At 66.2% G+C, this 16,632-nt stretch carries 14 protein-coding genes and 2 pseudogenes; 8 read left to right on the top strand and 8 right to left on the bottom strand.

Going from position 1 to position 16,632, the window contains the following annotated elements:
* Positions 1 to 70: 70 nt before the first annotated feature.
* A complete protein-coding gene (gene argB, locus CFE50_RS05855; RefSeq protein ID WP_007160051.1) occupies positions 71 to 973 on the top strand; it encodes an acetylglutamate kinase in 903 nt (300 codons plus the stop codon).
* Positions 974 to 1,033: 60 nt separating this feature from the next.
* On the opposite strand, the gene CFE50_RS05850 is transcribed toward argB, so the two are convergent.
* The 4 genes from CFE50_RS05850 to pyrE form a co-directional block, all read right to left on the bottom strand.
* Complete coding sequence (locus tag CFE50_RS05850) at positions 1,034 to 1,885, bottom strand: urea carboxylase-associated family protein (RefSeq protein ID WP_286731981.1); 852 nt, start codon at positions 1,883 to 1,885, stop codon at positions 1,034 to 1,036.
* Between the two features lie 15 nt (positions 1,886 to 1,900).
* Entirely contained in the window at positions 1,901 to 2,566 is a 666-nt protein-coding gene (locus CFE50_RS05845; protein ID WP_286731980.1) for a GntR family transcriptional regulator, read from the bottom strand.
* A 146-nt stretch (positions 2,567 to 2,712) separates the two neighbouring features.
* Entirely contained in the window at positions 2,713 to 3,309 is a 597-nt protein-coding gene (locus CFE50_RS05840; RefSeq protein WP_144945640.1) for a DUF4124 domain-containing protein, read from the bottom strand.
* A 17-nt stretch (positions 3,310 to 3,326) separates the two neighbouring features.
* Positions 3,327 to 3,968 (bottom strand): orotate phosphoribosyltransferase, encoded by a 642-nt coding sequence (gene pyrE / locus CFE50_RS05835; protein WP_007160047.1) that lies wholly within the window; start codon positions 3,966 to 3,968, stop codon positions 3,327 to 3,329.
* Positions 3,969 to 4,048: 80 nt separating this feature from the next.
* Here pyrE and crc point away from each other — a divergent pair, with 80 nt between their 5' ends.
* Entirely contained in the window at positions 4,049 to 4,828 is a 780-nt protein-coding gene (gene crc, locus CFE50_RS05830) for a catabolite repression control protein Crc (protein WP_007160046.1), read from the top strand.
* 58 nt (positions 4,829 to 4,886) lie between these two features.
* Here the strand turns inward: crc and CFE50_RS05825 are convergent, their stop codons facing one another.
* The 3 genes and pseudogenes from CFE50_RS05825 to CFE50_RS22740 all read right to left on the bottom strand — a co-directional run.
* Positions 4,887 to 5,315 (bottom strand): universal stress protein, encoded by a 429-nt coding sequence (locus CFE50_RS05825; protein WP_007160045.1) that lies wholly within the window; start codon positions 5,313 to 5,315, stop codon positions 4,887 to 4,889.
* Positions 5,316 to 5,396: 81 nt separating this feature from the next.
* Positions 5,397 to 5,873, bottom strand: a pseudogene (locus CFE50_RS22745) (methyl-accepting chemotaxis protein); the annotation flags it as partial.
* A 111-nt stretch (positions 5,874 to 5,984) separates the two neighbouring features.
* Positions 5,985 to 6,755 (bottom strand): annotated as a pseudogene (locus CFE50_RS22740) (PAS domain-containing protein); the annotation flags it as partial.
* Positions 6,756 to 6,969: 214 nt separating this feature from the next.
* On the opposite strand from CFE50_RS22740, the gene glyA reads away from it, so the two are divergent.
* From glyA to CFE50_RS05790, 6 genes are all read left to right on the top strand, one after another.
* Entirely contained in the window at positions 6,970 to 8,223 is a 1,254-nt protein-coding gene (gene glyA / locus CFE50_RS05815; RefSeq protein WP_074583431.1) for a serine hydroxymethyltransferase, read from the top strand.
* Positions 8,224 to 8,302: 79 nt separating this feature from the next.
* Entirely contained in the window at positions 8,303 to 9,553 is a 1,251-nt protein-coding gene (locus tag CFE50_RS05810; protein ID WP_017639231.1) for a sarcosine oxidase subunit beta family protein, read from the top strand.
* 11 nt (positions 9,554 to 9,564) lie between these two features.
* Positions 9,565 to 9,864, top strand: a complete 300-nt coding sequence (locus CFE50_RS05805; RefSeq protein WP_074583432.1) for a sarcosine oxidase subunit delta — start codon at positions 9,565 to 9,567, stop codon at positions 9,862 to 9,864.
* Complete coding sequence (locus CFE50_RS05800) at positions 9,861 to 12,881, top strand: sarcosine oxidase subunit alpha (protein ID WP_144954859.1); 3,021 nt, start codon at positions 9,861 to 9,863, stop codon at positions 12,879 to 12,881. The genes CFE50_RS05805 and CFE50_RS05800 overlap by 4 nt, the downstream gene beginning before the upstream one ends.
* 15 nt (positions 12,882 to 12,896) lie before the next feature.
* The gene (locus CFE50_RS05795) at positions 12,897 to 13,526 is read left to right on the top strand and encodes a sarcosine oxidase subunit gamma (RefSeq protein ID WP_007160039.1); all 630 of its coding nucleotides are present in this window, start codon (positions 12,897 to 12,899) and stop codon (positions 13,524 to 13,526) included.
* A 98-nt stretch (positions 13,527 to 13,624) separates the two neighbouring features.
* The gene (locus tag CFE50_RS05790; RefSeq protein ID WP_286731978.1) at positions 13,625 to 14,482 is read left to right on the top strand and encodes a formyltetrahydrofolate deformylase; all 858 of its coding nucleotides are present in this window, start codon (positions 13,625 to 13,627) and stop codon (positions 14,480 to 14,482) included.
* Between the two features lie 914 nt (positions 14,483 to 15,396).
* On the opposite strand, the gene choV is transcribed toward CFE50_RS05790, so the two are convergent.
* On the bottom strand, positions 15,397 to 16,629 hold the full coding sequence (choV, locus tag CFE50_RS05785) for a choline ABC transporter ATP-binding protein (protein ID WP_027598622.1): 1,233 nt from the start codon (positions 16,627 to 16,629) through the stop codon (positions 15,397 to 15,399).
* Between the last annotated feature and the right edge of the window lie 3 nt (positions 16,630 to 16,632).

Here is a 16,632-nt window from a genome sequence, read left to right as displayed (position 1 = left end):
GGGTCAGCGGTAGCACAGAGGGCGCCTAGGCGCCCTTTGTCTTTTCTATGTCGACCTTGAGAGGTGAGCCATGACCCTGAGCCGCGAGGATGCCTCGCACGTCGCCGAGGTGCTGTCCGAGGCGCTGCCCTATATCCGCCGGTTCGTCGGCAAGACGCTGGTGATCAAGTACGGCGGCAACGCCATGGAGAGCGACGAGCTCAAGGCCGGTTTCGCCCGTGACATCGTGCTGATGAAGGCGGTGGGCATCAACCCGGTGGTGGTGCACGGCGGCGGTCCGCAGATCGGCGACCTGCTCAAGCGCCTGTCCATCGAAAGCCACTTCATCGATGGCATGCGCGTCACCGACGCCCAGACCATGGACGTGGTGGAGATGGTGCTGGGCGGCCAGGTCAACAAGGACATCGTCAACCTGATCAACCGCCATGGCGGCAAGGCCATCGGCCTGACCGGCAAGGACGCAGGCCTGATCCGCGCCACCAAGCTCAAGGTCAGCCGGCAGACGCCGGAGATGACCAAGCCGGAGATCATCGACATCGGCCATGTGGGCGAGGTCACCGGGGTCAACACCGACCTGATCAACATGCTGGTCCGCGGCGACTTCATCCCGGTCATCGCACCCATCGGCGTGGGTCCGGACGGCGAGTCCTACAACATCAACGCCGATCTGGTGGCGGGCAAGGTGGCCGAGGCGCTCAAGGCCGAGAAGCTGATGCTGCTGACCAACATCGCCGGCCTGATGGACAAGCAGGGCCAGGTGCTCACGGGGCTTTCCACCGAGCAGGTCAATTCGCTGATCGCCGATGGCACCATCTACGGCGGCATGCTGCCGAAGATCCGCTGCGCGCTGGAAGCGGTGCAGGGCGGCGTGCAGAGCGCCCACATCATCGATGGTCGGGTGCCCAACGCGGTGCTGCTGGAAATCTTCACCGACGTCGGCGTCGGTACCCTGATCTCCAATCGCAAGCGCTGAGCGCTCTCGGTCGGACCAGAAACGGCGCCCCAGGGCGCCGTTTCTATTGCTGGCCCGGACTCAGGACTCCCAGCTGGCCTTGGGCAGGGTCAGGCCGTGCTGGCCGTTGTAGGCCGCCCGCTTGGGCGATTCCCAGCCCTGCAGCAACGCCTCCTCGACCCGGTAGATCTCCACCCCCAGCGGGCGACAGACCTTGAGCGGGTCCTCGGCGTCAGGACCCCACATCGCCAGGGACAGATCGCCACCCGGGCAGGTGGACAGGGCGCAGAGCACGTCGATCTCGGCGAAGAATTCCAGGTAGTCGCCGGGCTTGGCCGGGCAGGCCTTCATGAAGTACAGGTCGTCATGGTTGAGGCCGGTGCACTGGAAGATGTTCAGGACATCGTGCACATCGAATTCGGTGAGGCCGTGAGGCAGCACCGCGCGGGTCAGATTCGAGTGGCAGTGGTGGTGGAAGTCCTCGCCGGTGAGCATCTTGTTGACGTAGGGATCGCAGCGGGTGCCGAGCAGGTCGTGCAGGCGGCCGCCGTGTTCGTCGATGCCATAGCCGGCCAGGCTGTCGTCGGTGATGGTCAACAGCGGGCGCAGGAAGGGCAGGTTCGACCAGAGGCGGTCGTAGGTGCTGACGTGGGCCCCCTGCAGTTGCCGGGTGCGCGCGGCCCACATGCGCTCGCGCGGGTCCTCGGCGTTCCAGACGTTGAAGTCGCCCACCTGGGGACCGTGCGGGGTAGTGACGCGGAACAGATGGCCCGCCGGGACCTTCCAGGCGCGACCGGTGCGGATCGGGATCTCGAATTGCTCGATCAGGGTACGCGCGTCCTTGTCCTCGCGCAGGCGATCGTAGAAGGCCTGGTCGACCTGCAGGGCGGAACCCTGGGTGGACTGGTAGGCGGCGGGGTAGTCCTTGTACATAGGAGGTCTCCTCGGTCAGAGCGGCCTGGCTGCGCTCAGCAGATCCAGCAGCCGGTTTTCGGAATCGTCGAGATAGCTGGCCATGGCCTCGGCCGCCGCCTGGCGCTGTCCGGCGGCGAGCAGGTGGTGGATCTGGCGGTCGCGGATGATCCAGGGCCGCTGGAAGTGCTCCTCGTCGGGCGCGAGGGAAAACAGCAGGCGTATCTGGGCGGCGACGGTGGCGAAGAATTCATCGAACAACGGACTGCCCAGTAGGCCGACGATGTGCTGATGGAAATGCAGGCCGTGGGTGCCGAGGGCGCGCCAGTCTTCACGCGACTGCGCCAGTTCGGCGGCCTCCAGCGCGTCCAGCATCCGATCGGACTGGTATTCGCGCAGCGGGCGGCTGGTGAGGATGGCCTGCAGTTCCAGGGTGCGGCGCACGGTAAAGAGGTCGCGCACCTCGGCCAGGCCCAGGCGCCGCACCATCACCCCCTTGTGCCGCACATAGGTGGCCAGGCCCTCGCGATCCAGCTGGTGCAGGGCTTCGCGAATGGTGTTGCGCGAGACGTTGTAGGTCTTGACCAGTTCAGCCTCGACCAGCGCCGTACCGGGTAGCAGGCGACCGCCGATGATGTCTTCGCGCATTTCCAGCAGCAGCTGAGCCCCCAGGGACAGCGCGCCTGCGTCTTTGCCGCTCATAGGTCTTCACGCCCGATTGTTCAACAATGCGTAGAAAATCGAACTGCACGGTACGTGCCAGAATATGGCGTGAAGAGGCGGCAACCTTGTCGTGCCGCCCAGCAGGCCATCGGCGGAGGGGACCGTCGGCAGTGCACGCAGAAGGGCTAGCGATCCGTGGCCTGAGCCGCTTCCAGTCGCTGCATGCGCGCACGATCGGCGTCGAAGGCGGCGCTGGTGCTGGTGCGCAATTCGGCATAGCGCTGCAGATCGGCCTGCAGACGCACCTGATCGGCCGCCGCGGCGTCGAGGCGGGCCTGGAGGTCCGCCGGCAGCGCCTGGCCGTTGCGCTGCTGTACCGCCGCCTGCTCCATCAACTGGCTTTGCAGCTGGCGTGCGGCCTCAAGGTTAGCCTTCTTGATCTGCATCAGGCCATCGAGCTCCGTCAGCTTGCGCGCCTTGGCGCGATCGACGTCCTCGACATTGCTGTAGAGCTTGCGCAGCTGGCCATCGATCACGGCCTGCTGGCGCTCGCGTGCCTGGCGGTCGAGTTCGGCGGCGGGCAGGGCCGGGGCGACCTTGCGGATTACCCGGCCCTGTTCGTTCAGCACGTCATAGCCCTTGCCGGCGTATTCCGGCGGCACGCCCTGGCGGTCGATGACCAGGGTGCCGTTGCGGTCCAGATAGCGGTACAGCTCGGCCGCCTGGCCGGCCAGCGGCAGGGCGATGAGCAACAGGCTGGCAGCGGCGCGACGTACGACCATGGCCGTCTCTCCTGGGGCTAGATGCCGTATTGAGCGCGATAGTCCTGGACGGCGGGGAGGTGACGCTTGAGCTCGGCGTCCTCGGCAAGGTATTCGAGCACCTGATCCAGGGCGACGATGCTGAGCACCGGAATGCCGTAGTCGCGCTCGACTTCCTGGATGGCCGACAATTCGCCGCGGCCGCGCTCCTGGCGGTTCAGGGCGATGAGCACCCCGGCCGCACTGGCGCCCTGGCCTTCGATGATCTGCATGACCTCGCGGATGGCGGTGCCGGCGGTGATGACATCATCGATGATCAGCGCCCGACCGGTCAGGGGCGCGCCCACCAGCAGGCCGCCTTCGCCGTGGTCCTTGGCTTCCTTGCGGTTGAAGCACCAGGGCACGTCGCGGCCGTGGTGCTCGACCAGGGCCACCGCCGTGGCCGCGGCCAGGGGGATGCCCTTGTAGGCCGGGCCGAAGAGCACATCGAAGGGCAGGTTGGCCTGCACCAGCGCATCGGCATAGCAACGGCCGAGCTGGGCCAGGGCCGCACCGCTGTGGAACAGGCCGGCGTTGAAGAAATAGGGGCTGATACGACCCGATTTCAGGGTGAATTCACCAAAGCGCAGAACTCCGCGCTCGATGGCGAAACGAATGAAATTACGCTGATACGCCTGCATATAAGTCCTTGCGCGGCTTGTATTTAGCTAAACCGGTTTAGCTCGGGTATCATACATCCACGATTTTTTGGGGGCCATTTATGCGGATCATCAGCTTGAACGTCAATGGTATTCAGGACGCTGTGGAGCGGGGCCTGTTGCCCTGGCTTAAGGCGCAGAATGCCGACGTGATCTGCTTGCAGGATACGCGCGCCTCTTCTTACGACATGGACGATCCGGCCTATGCGCTGGAGGGTTACATCCTCTATGCCTGCGACGCCGAAGTGCCGTCCCAGGGCGGGGTCGCGCTCTATACGCGGGTCCAGCCGAAGGCGGTGATCAGCGGCCTGGGCTTCGAGTCCTGCGATCGCTTCGGTCGCTACCTGCAGGCGGACTTCGACAAGGTCAGCATCGCCAGCCTGCTGCTGCCCTCGGGCAAGCGCGGTGACGAAGACCTGAACATGAAATTCAAGTTCATGGACGACTTCACTCACTACCTGAACAAGCAGCGCCGCAAGCGTCGCGAGTACATCTATTGCGGCTCGCTGTACGTGGCGCACCAGAAGCAGGACGTGAAGAACTGGCGCGACTGCCAGCAGATCCCCGGCTTCCTGGCCCCCGAGCGGGCCTGGATGGACGAGGTGATCGGCAACATGGGCTATGTGGATGCCCTGCGCGAAGTGAGCCGCGAAGGCGACCAGTTCAGCTGGTGGCCGGACAGCGACCAGGCCGAGCACCTCAACCTGGGCTGGCGCTTCGACTACAACATCCTGACCCCGGGTCTGCGCCGCTTCGTCCGCTCGGCGCGCCTGCCGCGGCAACCGCGCTTCTCCGAGCACGCGCCGCTGATCGTCGACTACGACTGGACCCTGAGCATCTGATCCAGACGCTGCTCCGAAACGAAAAAACCAGCCCGAGGGCTGGTTTTTTGTTGGGCGACTATTTCACCAGGATCACCGGCAAGGGCACCTGATGGACCACGCGATGGGCCACCGAGCCGAGCAGCAGGCCGCTGAGCGAGCCCAGGCCGCGGGTGCCCATGACCACGGTGTCCACCTGCAGGCGCCGCGCCGTCTCGCCGATGGTCTCGGCGATGCCGCCGAAGCCCACGTGGGTCTGGGCCTCGATACCGGCTTCGAGCAGGGCCGGGCGCGCCCGCACCAGGATGTCTTCGGCCTTGTCCTGCAGGCTGCCGCGCCATTCGCGCAGGATGCGGTCGTCGAAGGGCGCGCCGTAGATTTCCGGCTCGTTCTGGACGTTGAGCAGGTGCAGCTCCAGCGACAGCCCGGCCTTCACCAGGTCGAGGATGTAGCGCAGGGCGTTGTCGGCGCTGGGAGAACCGTCGTAGGCGACCAGGACATTGTGCATGGGGCATCTCCACGAGAGGGGTATGCCTTCATGCTAGACCCTGGCTGTCAGGGACGCTTGATCCCGATCAAGCCCGCGGTCTCAATGCCCCACCCAGTTGCGCGCGCCCTTGGGAATCACCTCGGATTCGTCCAGCTTGCTGGCGAACATGCTCACGGCTTCCACGGCGTCGCTGGCGCCATCGCGGATCTGCACGATCACCGCACCGGCCTGGTCGGCCAGCTCGACGCCCTTGACCGCTCGACCCTGGGTGCTTTCCATGCTGGCGACCGCCTGCTGAGTCTCGCTCAGGATCCGCCCGATCATCTCGGCGATCTCCGCCGTGGCGCTGCTGGTGCGTCCCGCCAGCTGGCGGACCTCGTCAGCGACCACGGCGAAGCCACGCCCCTGGTCACCGGCGCGCGCGGCCTCGATGGCGGCGTTGAGCGCCAGCAGGTTGGTCTGGTCGGCGATGCCGCGGATGGTGTTGACGATGGCGGTGATCTGCTCGGAGCGCTGGCCCAGCTGGCCGATCACCTCGGCGGAGGCGCTGACGTTGTGGGCGATCTCGCGCATCTCGCCAGCGGCCGCCTGGATGATCCGGGTGCCGTGCTCGGCGACCTTCTCGGTCTCGGCGGAGATGTGATAGGCCCGCGAGGCGCTACGGCTGTCGCTTTCGTGCTTTTCCACCCGCTCGCTGATGTCGCTGGCGTACTTGACCACCTTGTATAGCCGACCGGTAGCGTCGTACACCGGGTTGTAGCTCGCCTCCAACCAGACCACCCGGCCGTGCTTGCCCAGCCGCTTGAACTGGCCGCGAAAGAACTCGCCTGCATTGAGGCGGCGCCAGAAGTCGGCGTATTCACTGCTATTGACCAGGGCCGGCTCGCAGAACAGGCGATGCTGCTGGCCCTGGATCTCCTTGAGGCTGTAGCCCAGGGTGGCCAGGAAATTGTCGTTGGCCGTGAGGATGCGCCCGTCCAGGTCGAATTCGATGCGCGCCAGGGCGCGGTCCAAGGCCTTGAGGTTGCTCTGGGCTTCGCTGTCGCGCTCGACCTGGGCGGTGACGTCGAGGGCGTACTTCACCACCTTGGCGATCTTGCCGCTGCTGTCGGGCACCGGGTTGTAGCTGGCTTCCAGCCAGAGGGTACGGCCCTGGGCGTCCAGGCGCTGGAAGGTGCCGGAAACAAACTCGCCGCGCTTGAGGCGGGCCCAGAAATCGCCATAGTCGCGACCCTGCACCACATTGGCCGGACAGAGGCGGCGATGGTGCTGACCGACCAGGGTGTCGGCACGATAGCCGGTCAGGCGGAGAAAGTTGTCGTTGGCACGCAGGACGGTACCGTCGGGATCGAACTCGATCACCGCCATGGACCGCTCCAGCGCCTGGGTCAGGCCCTGGTTGGCGTGCAACTCGGCCTCCAGCCGAGCGATGGTCTTCTTGTGGTGCGCATTGAACATGGCAGAACTCGCTGGCCGGGGGAGAGGTAGTCAGCCTATCGGCGCGGATCGGGGCGACTTGATGGCACCTGGCGAACGGCAGAACTCGGCCATTGAGTGGCTGTCGCAAACGCGCCGGCCCGGGGCGTAAACAGGCATCTTGGGGTCTGGGGCCGGGCCTACCATCGCGGCCAAGGGGGTGGTTTTCACCGCCACAGACTTTAGGAGCGCCGCGATGTTCAGCAAGCAGGACCAAATCCAGGGCTACGATGATGCGTTGTTCGCCGCCATGGGCGAGGAAGCGCGGCGCCAGGAGCATCACCTGGAACTGATCGCGTCCGAAAACTACACCAGCCAGCGCGTCATGGAAGCCCAGGGCAGCGTGCTGACCAACAAGTACGCCGAAGGCTATCCGGGCAAGCGCTACTACGGTGGCTGCGAGCATGTCGACAAGGTCGAGCAGCTGGCCATCGAGCGCGCCAAGCAGCTGTTCGGCGCCGACTACGCCAACGTCCAGCCGCACTCCGGCTCCCAGGCCAACTCGGCTGTCTACCTGGCGCTGCTGCAGCCTGGCGACACCATCCTGGGCATGAGCCTGGCCCACGGCGGTCACCTGACCCACGGCGCCAAGGTCAGCTCCTCCGGCAAGCTCTACAACGCCGTGCAGTACGGCATCGACACCGACACCGGGCTGATCGACTACGACGAGATCCAGCGTCTGGCCGAAGAGCACAAGCCTAAGATGATCGTGGCGGGTTTCTCCGCCTACTCCAAGACCCTGGACTTCCAGCGCTTCCGCGACATCGCCGACAGCGTGGGTGCCTACCTGTTCGTCGACATGGCCCACGTGGCCGGTCTGGTCGCCGCCGGGGTCTACCCGAACCCGGTGCCCTTCGCCGACGTGGTGACCACCACCACCCACAAGACCCTGCGCGGCCCCCGTGGCGGCCTGATCCTGTGCAAGGCCAACGCCGACATCGAGAAGAAGCTCAACGCCGCGGTATTCCCGGGGGCTCAGGGCGGCCCGCTAATGCACGTCATCGCCGGCAAGGCGGTGTGCTTCAAGGAAGCCCTGGAGCCGGGCTTCAAGACCTACCAGCAGCAGGTGATCAGGAATGCCCAGGCCATGGCCGGCGTGTTCAAGGCGCGCGGCTTCGACGTGGTCTCCGGTGGCACCGACAACCACCTGTTCCTGGTCAGCCTGATCAAGCAGGGCATCACCGGCAAGGACGCGGACGCCGCCCTGGGTCGCGCCTGCATCACCGTGAACAAGAACGCCGTGCCCAACGATCCCCAGTCGCCCTTCGTGACCTCGGGTCTGCGCATCGGCACCCCGGCCCTGACCACCCGTGGCCTGGGCGTCAGCGAAAGCGAACGCGTCGCCGGCTGGATCTGCGACATCCTCGACCACCTCGGCGATGCCGATGTGGAAGCCCAGGTGGCGCGCCAGGTGGCCGCGCTGTGCCGCGACTACCCGGTTTACCGCTAGTCGCCGCGCGCCTGACGCAACCCTTATCCAACCCCTTTCCCCCCTCGTGGAAAGGGGCGTCGTCTGCAGGAGTCTCCAGATGCAACGCTATTCCGGCTTCGGCCTCTTCAAGCACTCCCTGAGCCATCACGAGAACTGGCAGCGGATGTGGCGCACCCCGACGCCCAAGCCGGTGTACGACGTGGTCATCGTCGGCGGTGGCGGTCACGGCCTGGCCACCGCCTACTACCTCGCCAAGCAATTCGGCGTGAAGAACGTCGCGGTGATCGAGAAAGGCTGGCTGGGCGGCGGCAACACCGCGCGCAACACCACCATCGTCCGCTCCAACTACCTGTGGGACGAATCGGCGCACCTCTATGAGCACGCCATGAAGCTGTGGGAAGGCCTGTCCCAGGACCTCAACTACAACGTCATGTTCTCCCAGCGCGGCGTATACAACCTCTGCCATACCCTGCAGGACATGCGCGATTCCGAGCGCCGGGTCAGCGCCAACCGCTTGAACGGCGTGGACGGCGAACTGCTCGACACCCGCCAGGTGGCCGAGGAGATTCCCTACCTGGACTGCAGCAAGAACACCCGCTACCCGATCTTCGGTGCCACCGTGCAGCGCCGCGGCGGCGTGGCCCGTCACGATGCCGTGGCCTGGGGCTTCGCCCGCGCCGCCGACGCCCTGGGCGTCGACCTGATCCAGCAGACCGAGGTCACCGGCTTCCGCAAGCAGGACGGCAAGGTGATCGGCGTGGAAACCAACCGTGGCTTCATCGGCGCCCGCCGCGTCGGCGTGGTCACCGCCGGCAACTCCGGGCACATGGCCAAGCTGGCCGGCTTCCGCCTGCCGCTGGAATCCCACCCGCTGCAGGCGCTGGTGTCCGAGCCGATCAAGCCCATCATCGACAGCGTCATCATGTCCAACGCGGTGCACGGCTACATCAGCCAGTCCGACAAGGGCGACCTGGTGATCGGCGCCGGTATCGACAGCTGGGTCGGCTACGGCCAGCGCGGCTCCTACCCGGTGATCGAGCACACCCTGCAGGCCATCGTCGAGATGTTCCCGATCCTCTCGCGGGTGCGCATGAACCGCCAGTGGGGCGGCATCGTCGACACCTCGCCCGACGCCTGCCCGATCATTTCCAAGACCCCGGTGGAAAATCTGTTCTTCAACTGCGGCTGGGGTACCGGCGGCTTCAAGGCCACCCCGGGCTCGGGCAACGTCTTCGCGGCGTCCCTGGCCTCCGGCGAGATGCATCCGCTGGCCAAGCCCTTCTCCATCGACCGTTTCCACACCGGCGCGCTGATCGACGAACACGGCGCAGCGGCCGTCGCGCACTAAGGAGCCCGAGCATGTTGTACATCCATTGTCCCCACTGCGGGGAACTGCGCTCCGAAGAAGAATTCCACGCCGCCGGCGAGGCGCACATCCCGCGTCCGCTGGATCCCGAGGCCTGCAGCGACGCGGAATGGGGCGATTACATGTTCTTCCGCGACAACCCGCGCGGCCTGCGTCACGAGCTGTGGGTCCACGCTTCGGGCTGCCGCCAGTACTTCAACGCGACCCGTAACACCGAGACCTACGAAATTCTCGAAACCTATCCGATCGGCGAGAAACCCCGCTTCACCGCCGAGCGAGGAGAGCGCACATGAGCCAGGTCCATCGACTCACCCAGGGCGGTCGCCTGGACCGCAGCCAGGCCATCACCTTCACCTTCAACGGTCAGACCTACCAGGGCTTCAAGGGTGACACCCTGGCCTCGGCCCTGCTGGCCAACGGCGTCGACGTGATCGGCCGCAGCTTCAAGTACTCCCGGCCGCGCGGCATCGTCGCCGCCGGTGCCGAAGAGCCCAACGCCATCATGCAGATCGGCGCCACCGAGGCCACCCAGGTGCCCAACGTGCGGGCTACCCAGCAGGCGCTGTACCAGGGCCTGGTCTCCGCCAGCACCAACGGCTGGCCGAGCGTCAACAACGACCTCATGGGCATCCTCGGCAAGGTCGGCGGCAAGATGATGCCGCCCGGGTTCTACTACAAGACCTTCATGTATCCGCAGAACCTGTGGATGACCTACGAGAAGTACATCCGCAAGGCCGCCGGCCTCGGCCGGGCGCCGACCCAGGTCGATCCGGATACCTACGACAACTTCAACCAGCACTGCGACGTGCTGGTGGTGGGTGGTGGCGCCGCCGGTCTGGCCGCCGCCCTGGCCGCCGGTCGCAGCGGCGCCCGGGTGATCCTGGCCGACGAACAGGAAGAATTCGGTGGCAGCCTGCTGGACAGCCGCGAGCGTCTCGACGGCGCCCCGGCCGCCGACTGGGCCGCCAAGGCCGTGGCCGAGCTGCAGGGCCTGGACAACGTGGTGCTGCTGCCGCGTGCCACGGTCAACGGCTACCACGACCACAACTTCCTCACCATCCACGAGCGACTCACCGATCACCTCGGCGATCGCGCGCCCCATGGCCAGGTGCGTCAGCGCCTGCACCGTGTCCGCGCCACCCGCGTGGTGCTGGCCACCGGCGCCCACGAGCGGCCGCTGGTGTACGCCAACAACGACCTGCCGGGCAACATGGTGGCCGGCGCCGTGTCCACCTACATCCGCCGCTATGCGGTGGCCCCGGGTCAGCGCCTGGTGCTGTCCACCAACAACGATTACGCCTACCGCGTGGCCCTGGACTGGCTCGAAGCCGGTCGCCAGGTGGTGGCAGTCGCCGATGCGCGCCCCAATCCGCGCGGCGCCTGGGTCGAGGAAGTACGCAAGCGTGGCGTGCGCGTCATGGGCGGTACCGCCGTCAGCGAAGCCCGCGGCAATACCCGCGTGACCGGCGCCAAGATCGCCACCATCGACCTGACCGCCTTCCGTACCCTGGGTGGCGGCGAGTGGCTCGATTGCGACCTCATCGCCACCTCCGGCGGCTACAGCCCGGTGGTCCACCTGGCCTCGCACCTGGGCGGTCGTCCGCTGTGGCGCGATGACATCCAGGCCTTCGTGCCCGGTCCGGCGCCGCAGAAGCGCCTCTGCGCCGGTGGCGTGAATGGCGTCTTCGCCCTGGGCGATGTCCTGGCCGACGGTTTCGAGGCCGGCGCCACCGCCGCGGCCGAAGCCGGTGCCAAGGTGGTCAGCGGCGAGCTGCCCCAGGCCGAATTCCGCCAGGAAGAGCCGAGTCTGGCGCTGTTCCAGGTGCCCCACGACAAGCCGTCGTCGCGGGCCCCCAAGCAATTCGTCGACCTGCAGAACGACGTGACCGCCGCCGGCATCGAGCTGGCCTGCCGCGAGGGCTTCGAGTCCATCGAGCACGTCAAGCGCTACACCGCCATGGGCTTCGGCACCGACCAAGGCAAGCTGGGCAACATCAACGGCCTGGCCATCGCCGCCCGGGTGCAGAGCAAGGCCATCCCGGAAGTCGGCACCACCATGTTCCGCCCGAACTACACGCCCATCACCTTCGGCGCCATCGCTGGACGGCATTGCGGCCACCTGTTCGAGCCCAAGCGCTACACCGCGCTGCATGCCTGGCACCTCAAGCAGGGCGCCCTGTTCGAGGACGTCGGCCAGTGGAAGCGCCCCTGGTACTTCCCCAAGGCGGGCGAGGACCTGCACGCCGCGGTCAACCGCGAGTGCCTGGCCGTACGCCGCAGCGTCGGTCTGCTCGACGCCTCCACCCTGGGCAAGATCGACATCCAGGGCAAGGACGCGCGGGAATTCCTCAACCGCGTCTACACCAACGCCTGGACCAAGCTGGACATCGGCAAGGCCCGCTACGGCCTGATGTGCAAGGAAGACGGCATGGTCTTCGACGACGGCGTCACCGCCTGTCTCGCCGACAACCACTTCCTGATGACCACCACCACCGGCGGCGCCGCGCGCGTCTTCGAATGGCTGGAGCTGTACCACCAGACCGAATGGCCGGAGCTGGAGGTGTACTTCACTTCGGTCACCGACCACTGGGCGACCCTGACCCTGTCCGGTCCCAACAGCCGCAAGCTGCTGGCCAAGCTGACCGACATCGATCTGGACAACGCCGCCTTCCCCTTCATGGCCTGGAAGGAAGGCCAGGTGGGCGGGGTACCGGCGCGGGTGTTCCGCATCTCCTTCACCGGCGAACTCTCCTACGAGATCAACGTACCGGCCAACTACGCCATGGGCGTGCTGGAGCAGGTGGTCGCTGCGGGCAAGGAATTCGACCTCACCCCCTATGGCACCGAGACCATGCACGTGCTGCGGGCGGAGAAGGGCTTCATCATCATCGGGCAGGACACCGATGGTTCGGTCACGCCCCAGGACCTGGGCATGGGCTGGGCGGTGAGCCTGAACAAGAGCTTCTCCTTCATCGGCAAGCGCGGCATGCATCGCCAGGATTGCGTCCGTGAGAATCGCAAGCAGCTGGTCGGCCTCAAGCCCCTTGATGCCCGCGATGTCCTGCCGGAAGGCGCGCAACTGGTGTTCGAGCGCAACCAGCCGATCCCCATGGACATGGTCGGTCACGTGACCTCCAGCTACCACAGCGCGACCCTGGGCTACGGCTTCGCCATGGCCATGGTCAAGGGTGGCCTGGGCCGCATGGGCCAGACCGTCTACGCCCCGCTGGCCGATGGCCGCTACATCGCTGCCGAGATCGTCTCGCCGGTGTTCTACGACCCCAAGGGTGAGCGGCAGAACGTCGCCTAACGAGGATAGCGCCCCATGAACAACATCAATGTCTACGACCAATACTCCGCCACGGCGCGCGCCGAATCCCCGCTGTTCCACGCCGAGTTGAACAAGCTCGCCGGCCGCGGCCCGGCCACCGCCGGGGTGACCCTGCGCGAGCGGGCCCTGCTTGGGCATCTGGTCATCCGTGGCGACGCCCATGACGAAGGCTTCACCGGCGCGGTGCAGAGCGTGGTCGGCCTGGAAGTGCCCGGTCCCCTGGCAATCACCCAGAAGGGCGAGAGCTCGCTGCAGTGGCTCGGCCCGGACGAGTGGCTGCTGGTGGTGCCCGGTGGCAGCGAGTTCGCCACCGAGCAGGCCCTGCGCCAGGCCCTGGGCGAGCGCCATGTCGCCATCGTCAACGTCGGCGGTGGCCAGACCCTGGTCGAGCTCAAGGGCCCCAAGGTGCGTGAAGTGCTGATGAAGTCCACCTCCTACGACGTCCATCCGAGCAACTTCCCGGTGGGCAAGGCGGTGGGGACGGTGTTCGCCAAGTCCCAGCTGATGATCCGCCATACCGCGGAAGACACCTGGGAGCTGGTGGTGCGGCGCAGCTTCGCCGACTACGTCTGGCTGTGGCTGCAGGACGCGAGCGCCGAGTACGGACTGCGCATCGAGGCCTGATCGGTCGCTGCGTCCAGTCGTTCTCTCGAACCCGACCTGCGTGAGGCGCAGGTCGGGTTTTGTGATTCTGGCTTCATCTCCATGCAAAGGAATTCATCATGAGCCGCACGCCCGATACCTTGATTCTCACCGCCCAGAGCCCGAGTCGCCTCGGCACCGTGGACGTGGTCACGCGCTATCTGTTCGAGCAGGGCTGCTATGTCACCCAGCATCACAGCTTCGACGATCGCGAAGCCCAGCGCTTCTTCATCCGGGTGGAATTCCAGGTACCCAGCGATTTCAACGAAGGCCTGTTCCGCGTCGGTCTGGACCTGCGCTTCACGCCCTTCGACATGACCTTCGAGCTGACCCCGCCCGGCTATCGCGCCAAGGTCGCCATCATGGTCTCCAAGGCCGACCACTGCCTCAATGACCTGCTCTATCGCCAGCGCATCGGCCAGTTGCCCATGGACGTGGTGGCGGTGATCTCCAACCACCCGGATCTGGAGCCCCTGGCGGCCTGGCACGGCATTCCCTATCACCATTTTGCCCTGGATCCCCAGGACAAGCCGGCCCAGGAGGCCAGGGTCTGGCAGGTGCTGCAGGAGACCGGTGCCGAGCTGGTAATCCTCGCGCGCTACATGCAGGTGCTGTCGCCCGAGCTGTGCCGCCGCCTCGATGGCTGGGCGATCAACATCCACCATTCGCTGCTGCCCGGCTTCAAGGGTGCGCGGCCCTATCACCAAGCCTATGCCAAGGGCGTCAAGCTGGTGGGCGCCACCGCGCACTACATCAACAACGACCTGGACGAGGGCCCCATCATCGCCCAGGGCGTCGAGTCGGTGGACCATGCCCACTACGCCGAGGATCTGGTGGCCCGCGGCCGTGACATCGAGTGCCTGACTCTGGCCCGCGCGGTGGGCTATCACCTGGAGCGTCGCGTCTTCCTCAACGCCGGGCGGACGGTGGTGCTTTAGGAAACTGTTCACGATCGGCTGGGCGTCGGCCAAACGGCATTGAACGTGCCCTGGATCGCCAGCCTGGTCTGTGCGGCCCGGTCGGAATGCTCATTTACCCCTCGTGAACTTGCGCGCGAGCCCGGTCGAACGCGATTCCGGTCCGCTTATTCAGGCATTTGATTCGCTAGCGTTAACCCCAGGGGCCAGCCGTTGGCTGTTACTCCCGTTGGTCGTTGCGCCTCGTTTGGCTCTCGCTCGTAAGATCGGGAACAGGCTCTCAGCGACCGTGGCGGCCCCCACTCGATAGGTGTCGCCGTAACCGTAGCGTGGAAAACGGCGCAGCCTTTTCCACTGGTGCCCTGCGGCACGCCCTCACCCCAACCCTCTCCCAAAGGGAGAGGGGGCTAGCCGAGCAGGCATTCATCTCCAGTAGCACCGGCAAGATCATGCTCGATCATCGTGCCGCCACCTTGGGAGCAACCGCCCCGGCTCGGCCATGGCGGTCCTCCACTCGATAGGTGTCGCCATAACCGTAGCGTGGAAAACGGCGCAGCCTTTTCCACTGGTGCCCTGCGGCACGCCCTCACCCCAACCCTCTCCCAAAGGGAGAAGGGGCTAGCCGAGCAGGCATTCATCTCCAGCAGCACCGGCAAGATCATGCTCGATCATCGTGCCGCCACTTTGGGAGCAACCGCCCCGGCTCGGTCATGGCGGTCCGTTGCGGTAGCCGCTCCTACGGGCTCGAGACTCGCCTGTAGGAGCAACTGTCTCAATCGCGTATCGCGGCCATGGGCCGCTCCTACGGGTAGATCATGTGGCAAGCGCCAGGGGGGCGTGGCAGTGGGCGCGAGAGCGGGGTCGCTGTTGTGGCCAGCAGGAGAGAGGGCCCGGCACCCGCACCTGTCCAGTAGACGGGGTGCCGGGGCCTGGTATCAACCCGCCTGGGACAGGGTGGAGCGGACCGCGGGCGGGGCGACGTCTTCGCCGGCCTTTTCCAGATTCTTGCCCAGCAGGGCGTGGTAGAGCTCCTTGTCGCCGAGGATGCCCACGGCGCGGCCATCGGTCTCCAGCACCAGCTTGTGCCCGGTGTGGTAGCGGATCTCCAGGGCGTCGCGCATGCGGATGTCGGCCGGCGCCAGGGTCGGCTGGCGCTGCAGGCTGTTGATCGGCATGCCCGGGGTCCAGCGTTGCAGGGCCAGGCTCTCGCCACCGCGGCGCAGCGCCTTGACCGTCTGGTTGTCCAGGGCCAGCCAGATGTCGTGGCTGCGCTCCAGGCAGATCTCGTTGCCCTCGCGGCCGCACTTGTCCAGGCCGCGCATCAGGCTGTAGCCGCTGAGCACGTTGAGCGGATTGGTGTGGGCGACGAAGGTGCGCACGTATTCGTCCGCCGGATTGAGCACGATGTCCTCGGGACGGCCGTGCTGGATGATGCGACCGTCCTTCATGATGGCGATGTTGGTGCCGATCTTGAGGGCTTCGTCGAGGTCGTGGCTGACGAAGACGATGGTCTTGTTGACCTTGGCCTGCAGCTGCAGCAATTCGTCCTGCAGCTGCTGGCGGATCAGCGGATCGAGGGCGGAGAAGGGCTCGTCCATCAGCAGGATGTCGGCGTCCATGGCCAGGGCGCGGGCCAGGCCGACGCGCTGCTGCATGCCGCCGGACAGGGAGTCCGGCTTCTTGTTGCGCCACTGGGTCAGGCCGACCAGTTCCAGCTTCTCCTCGACCAGCTTCTTGCGCTCGGCGGCCGAGCGGCCCTGCATCTCCAGACCGAAGCCGACATTCTCGGCCACGGTCAGCCAGGGCATCAGGGCGAACTTCTGGAACACCATGGCGATGCGCGTGGTGCGCATGTCCTTGAGCACCGCGGGGGAGCAGTTGGCGATGTCCACCTCGCTGCCCTTGTGCTCGATCAGCAGTTTGCCGCGACTCACGGTGTTGAGGCCGTTGATGCAGCGCAGCAGGCTGGACTTGCCCGAGCCGGAGAGGCCCATCAGCACGCAGATCTCACCCTTCTGCACCTCCAGGCAGGCGTCTTCGACACCCAGCACCTGGCCGGTCTCCTGGAGGATTTCGCTGCGACCCTTGCCCTGGTCGAGCAGCTCCAGGGCGCGCTTGTTCTGCTTGCCGAAGATGACGTCGACGTGTTCGAAACGTATGGCGGTCATGAT

This window comes from Pseudomonas sp. PGPPP4 (assembly GCF_002256045.1).
Taxonomy (GTDB): domain Bacteria; phylum Pseudomonadota; class Gammaproteobacteria; order Pseudomonadales; family Pseudomonadaceae; genus Chryseomonas; species Chryseomonas oryzihabitans.
The sequence above is the reverse complement of the archived record's forward strand: the minus strand, read 5'-3'. Positions and strand labels throughout refer to the sequence as shown.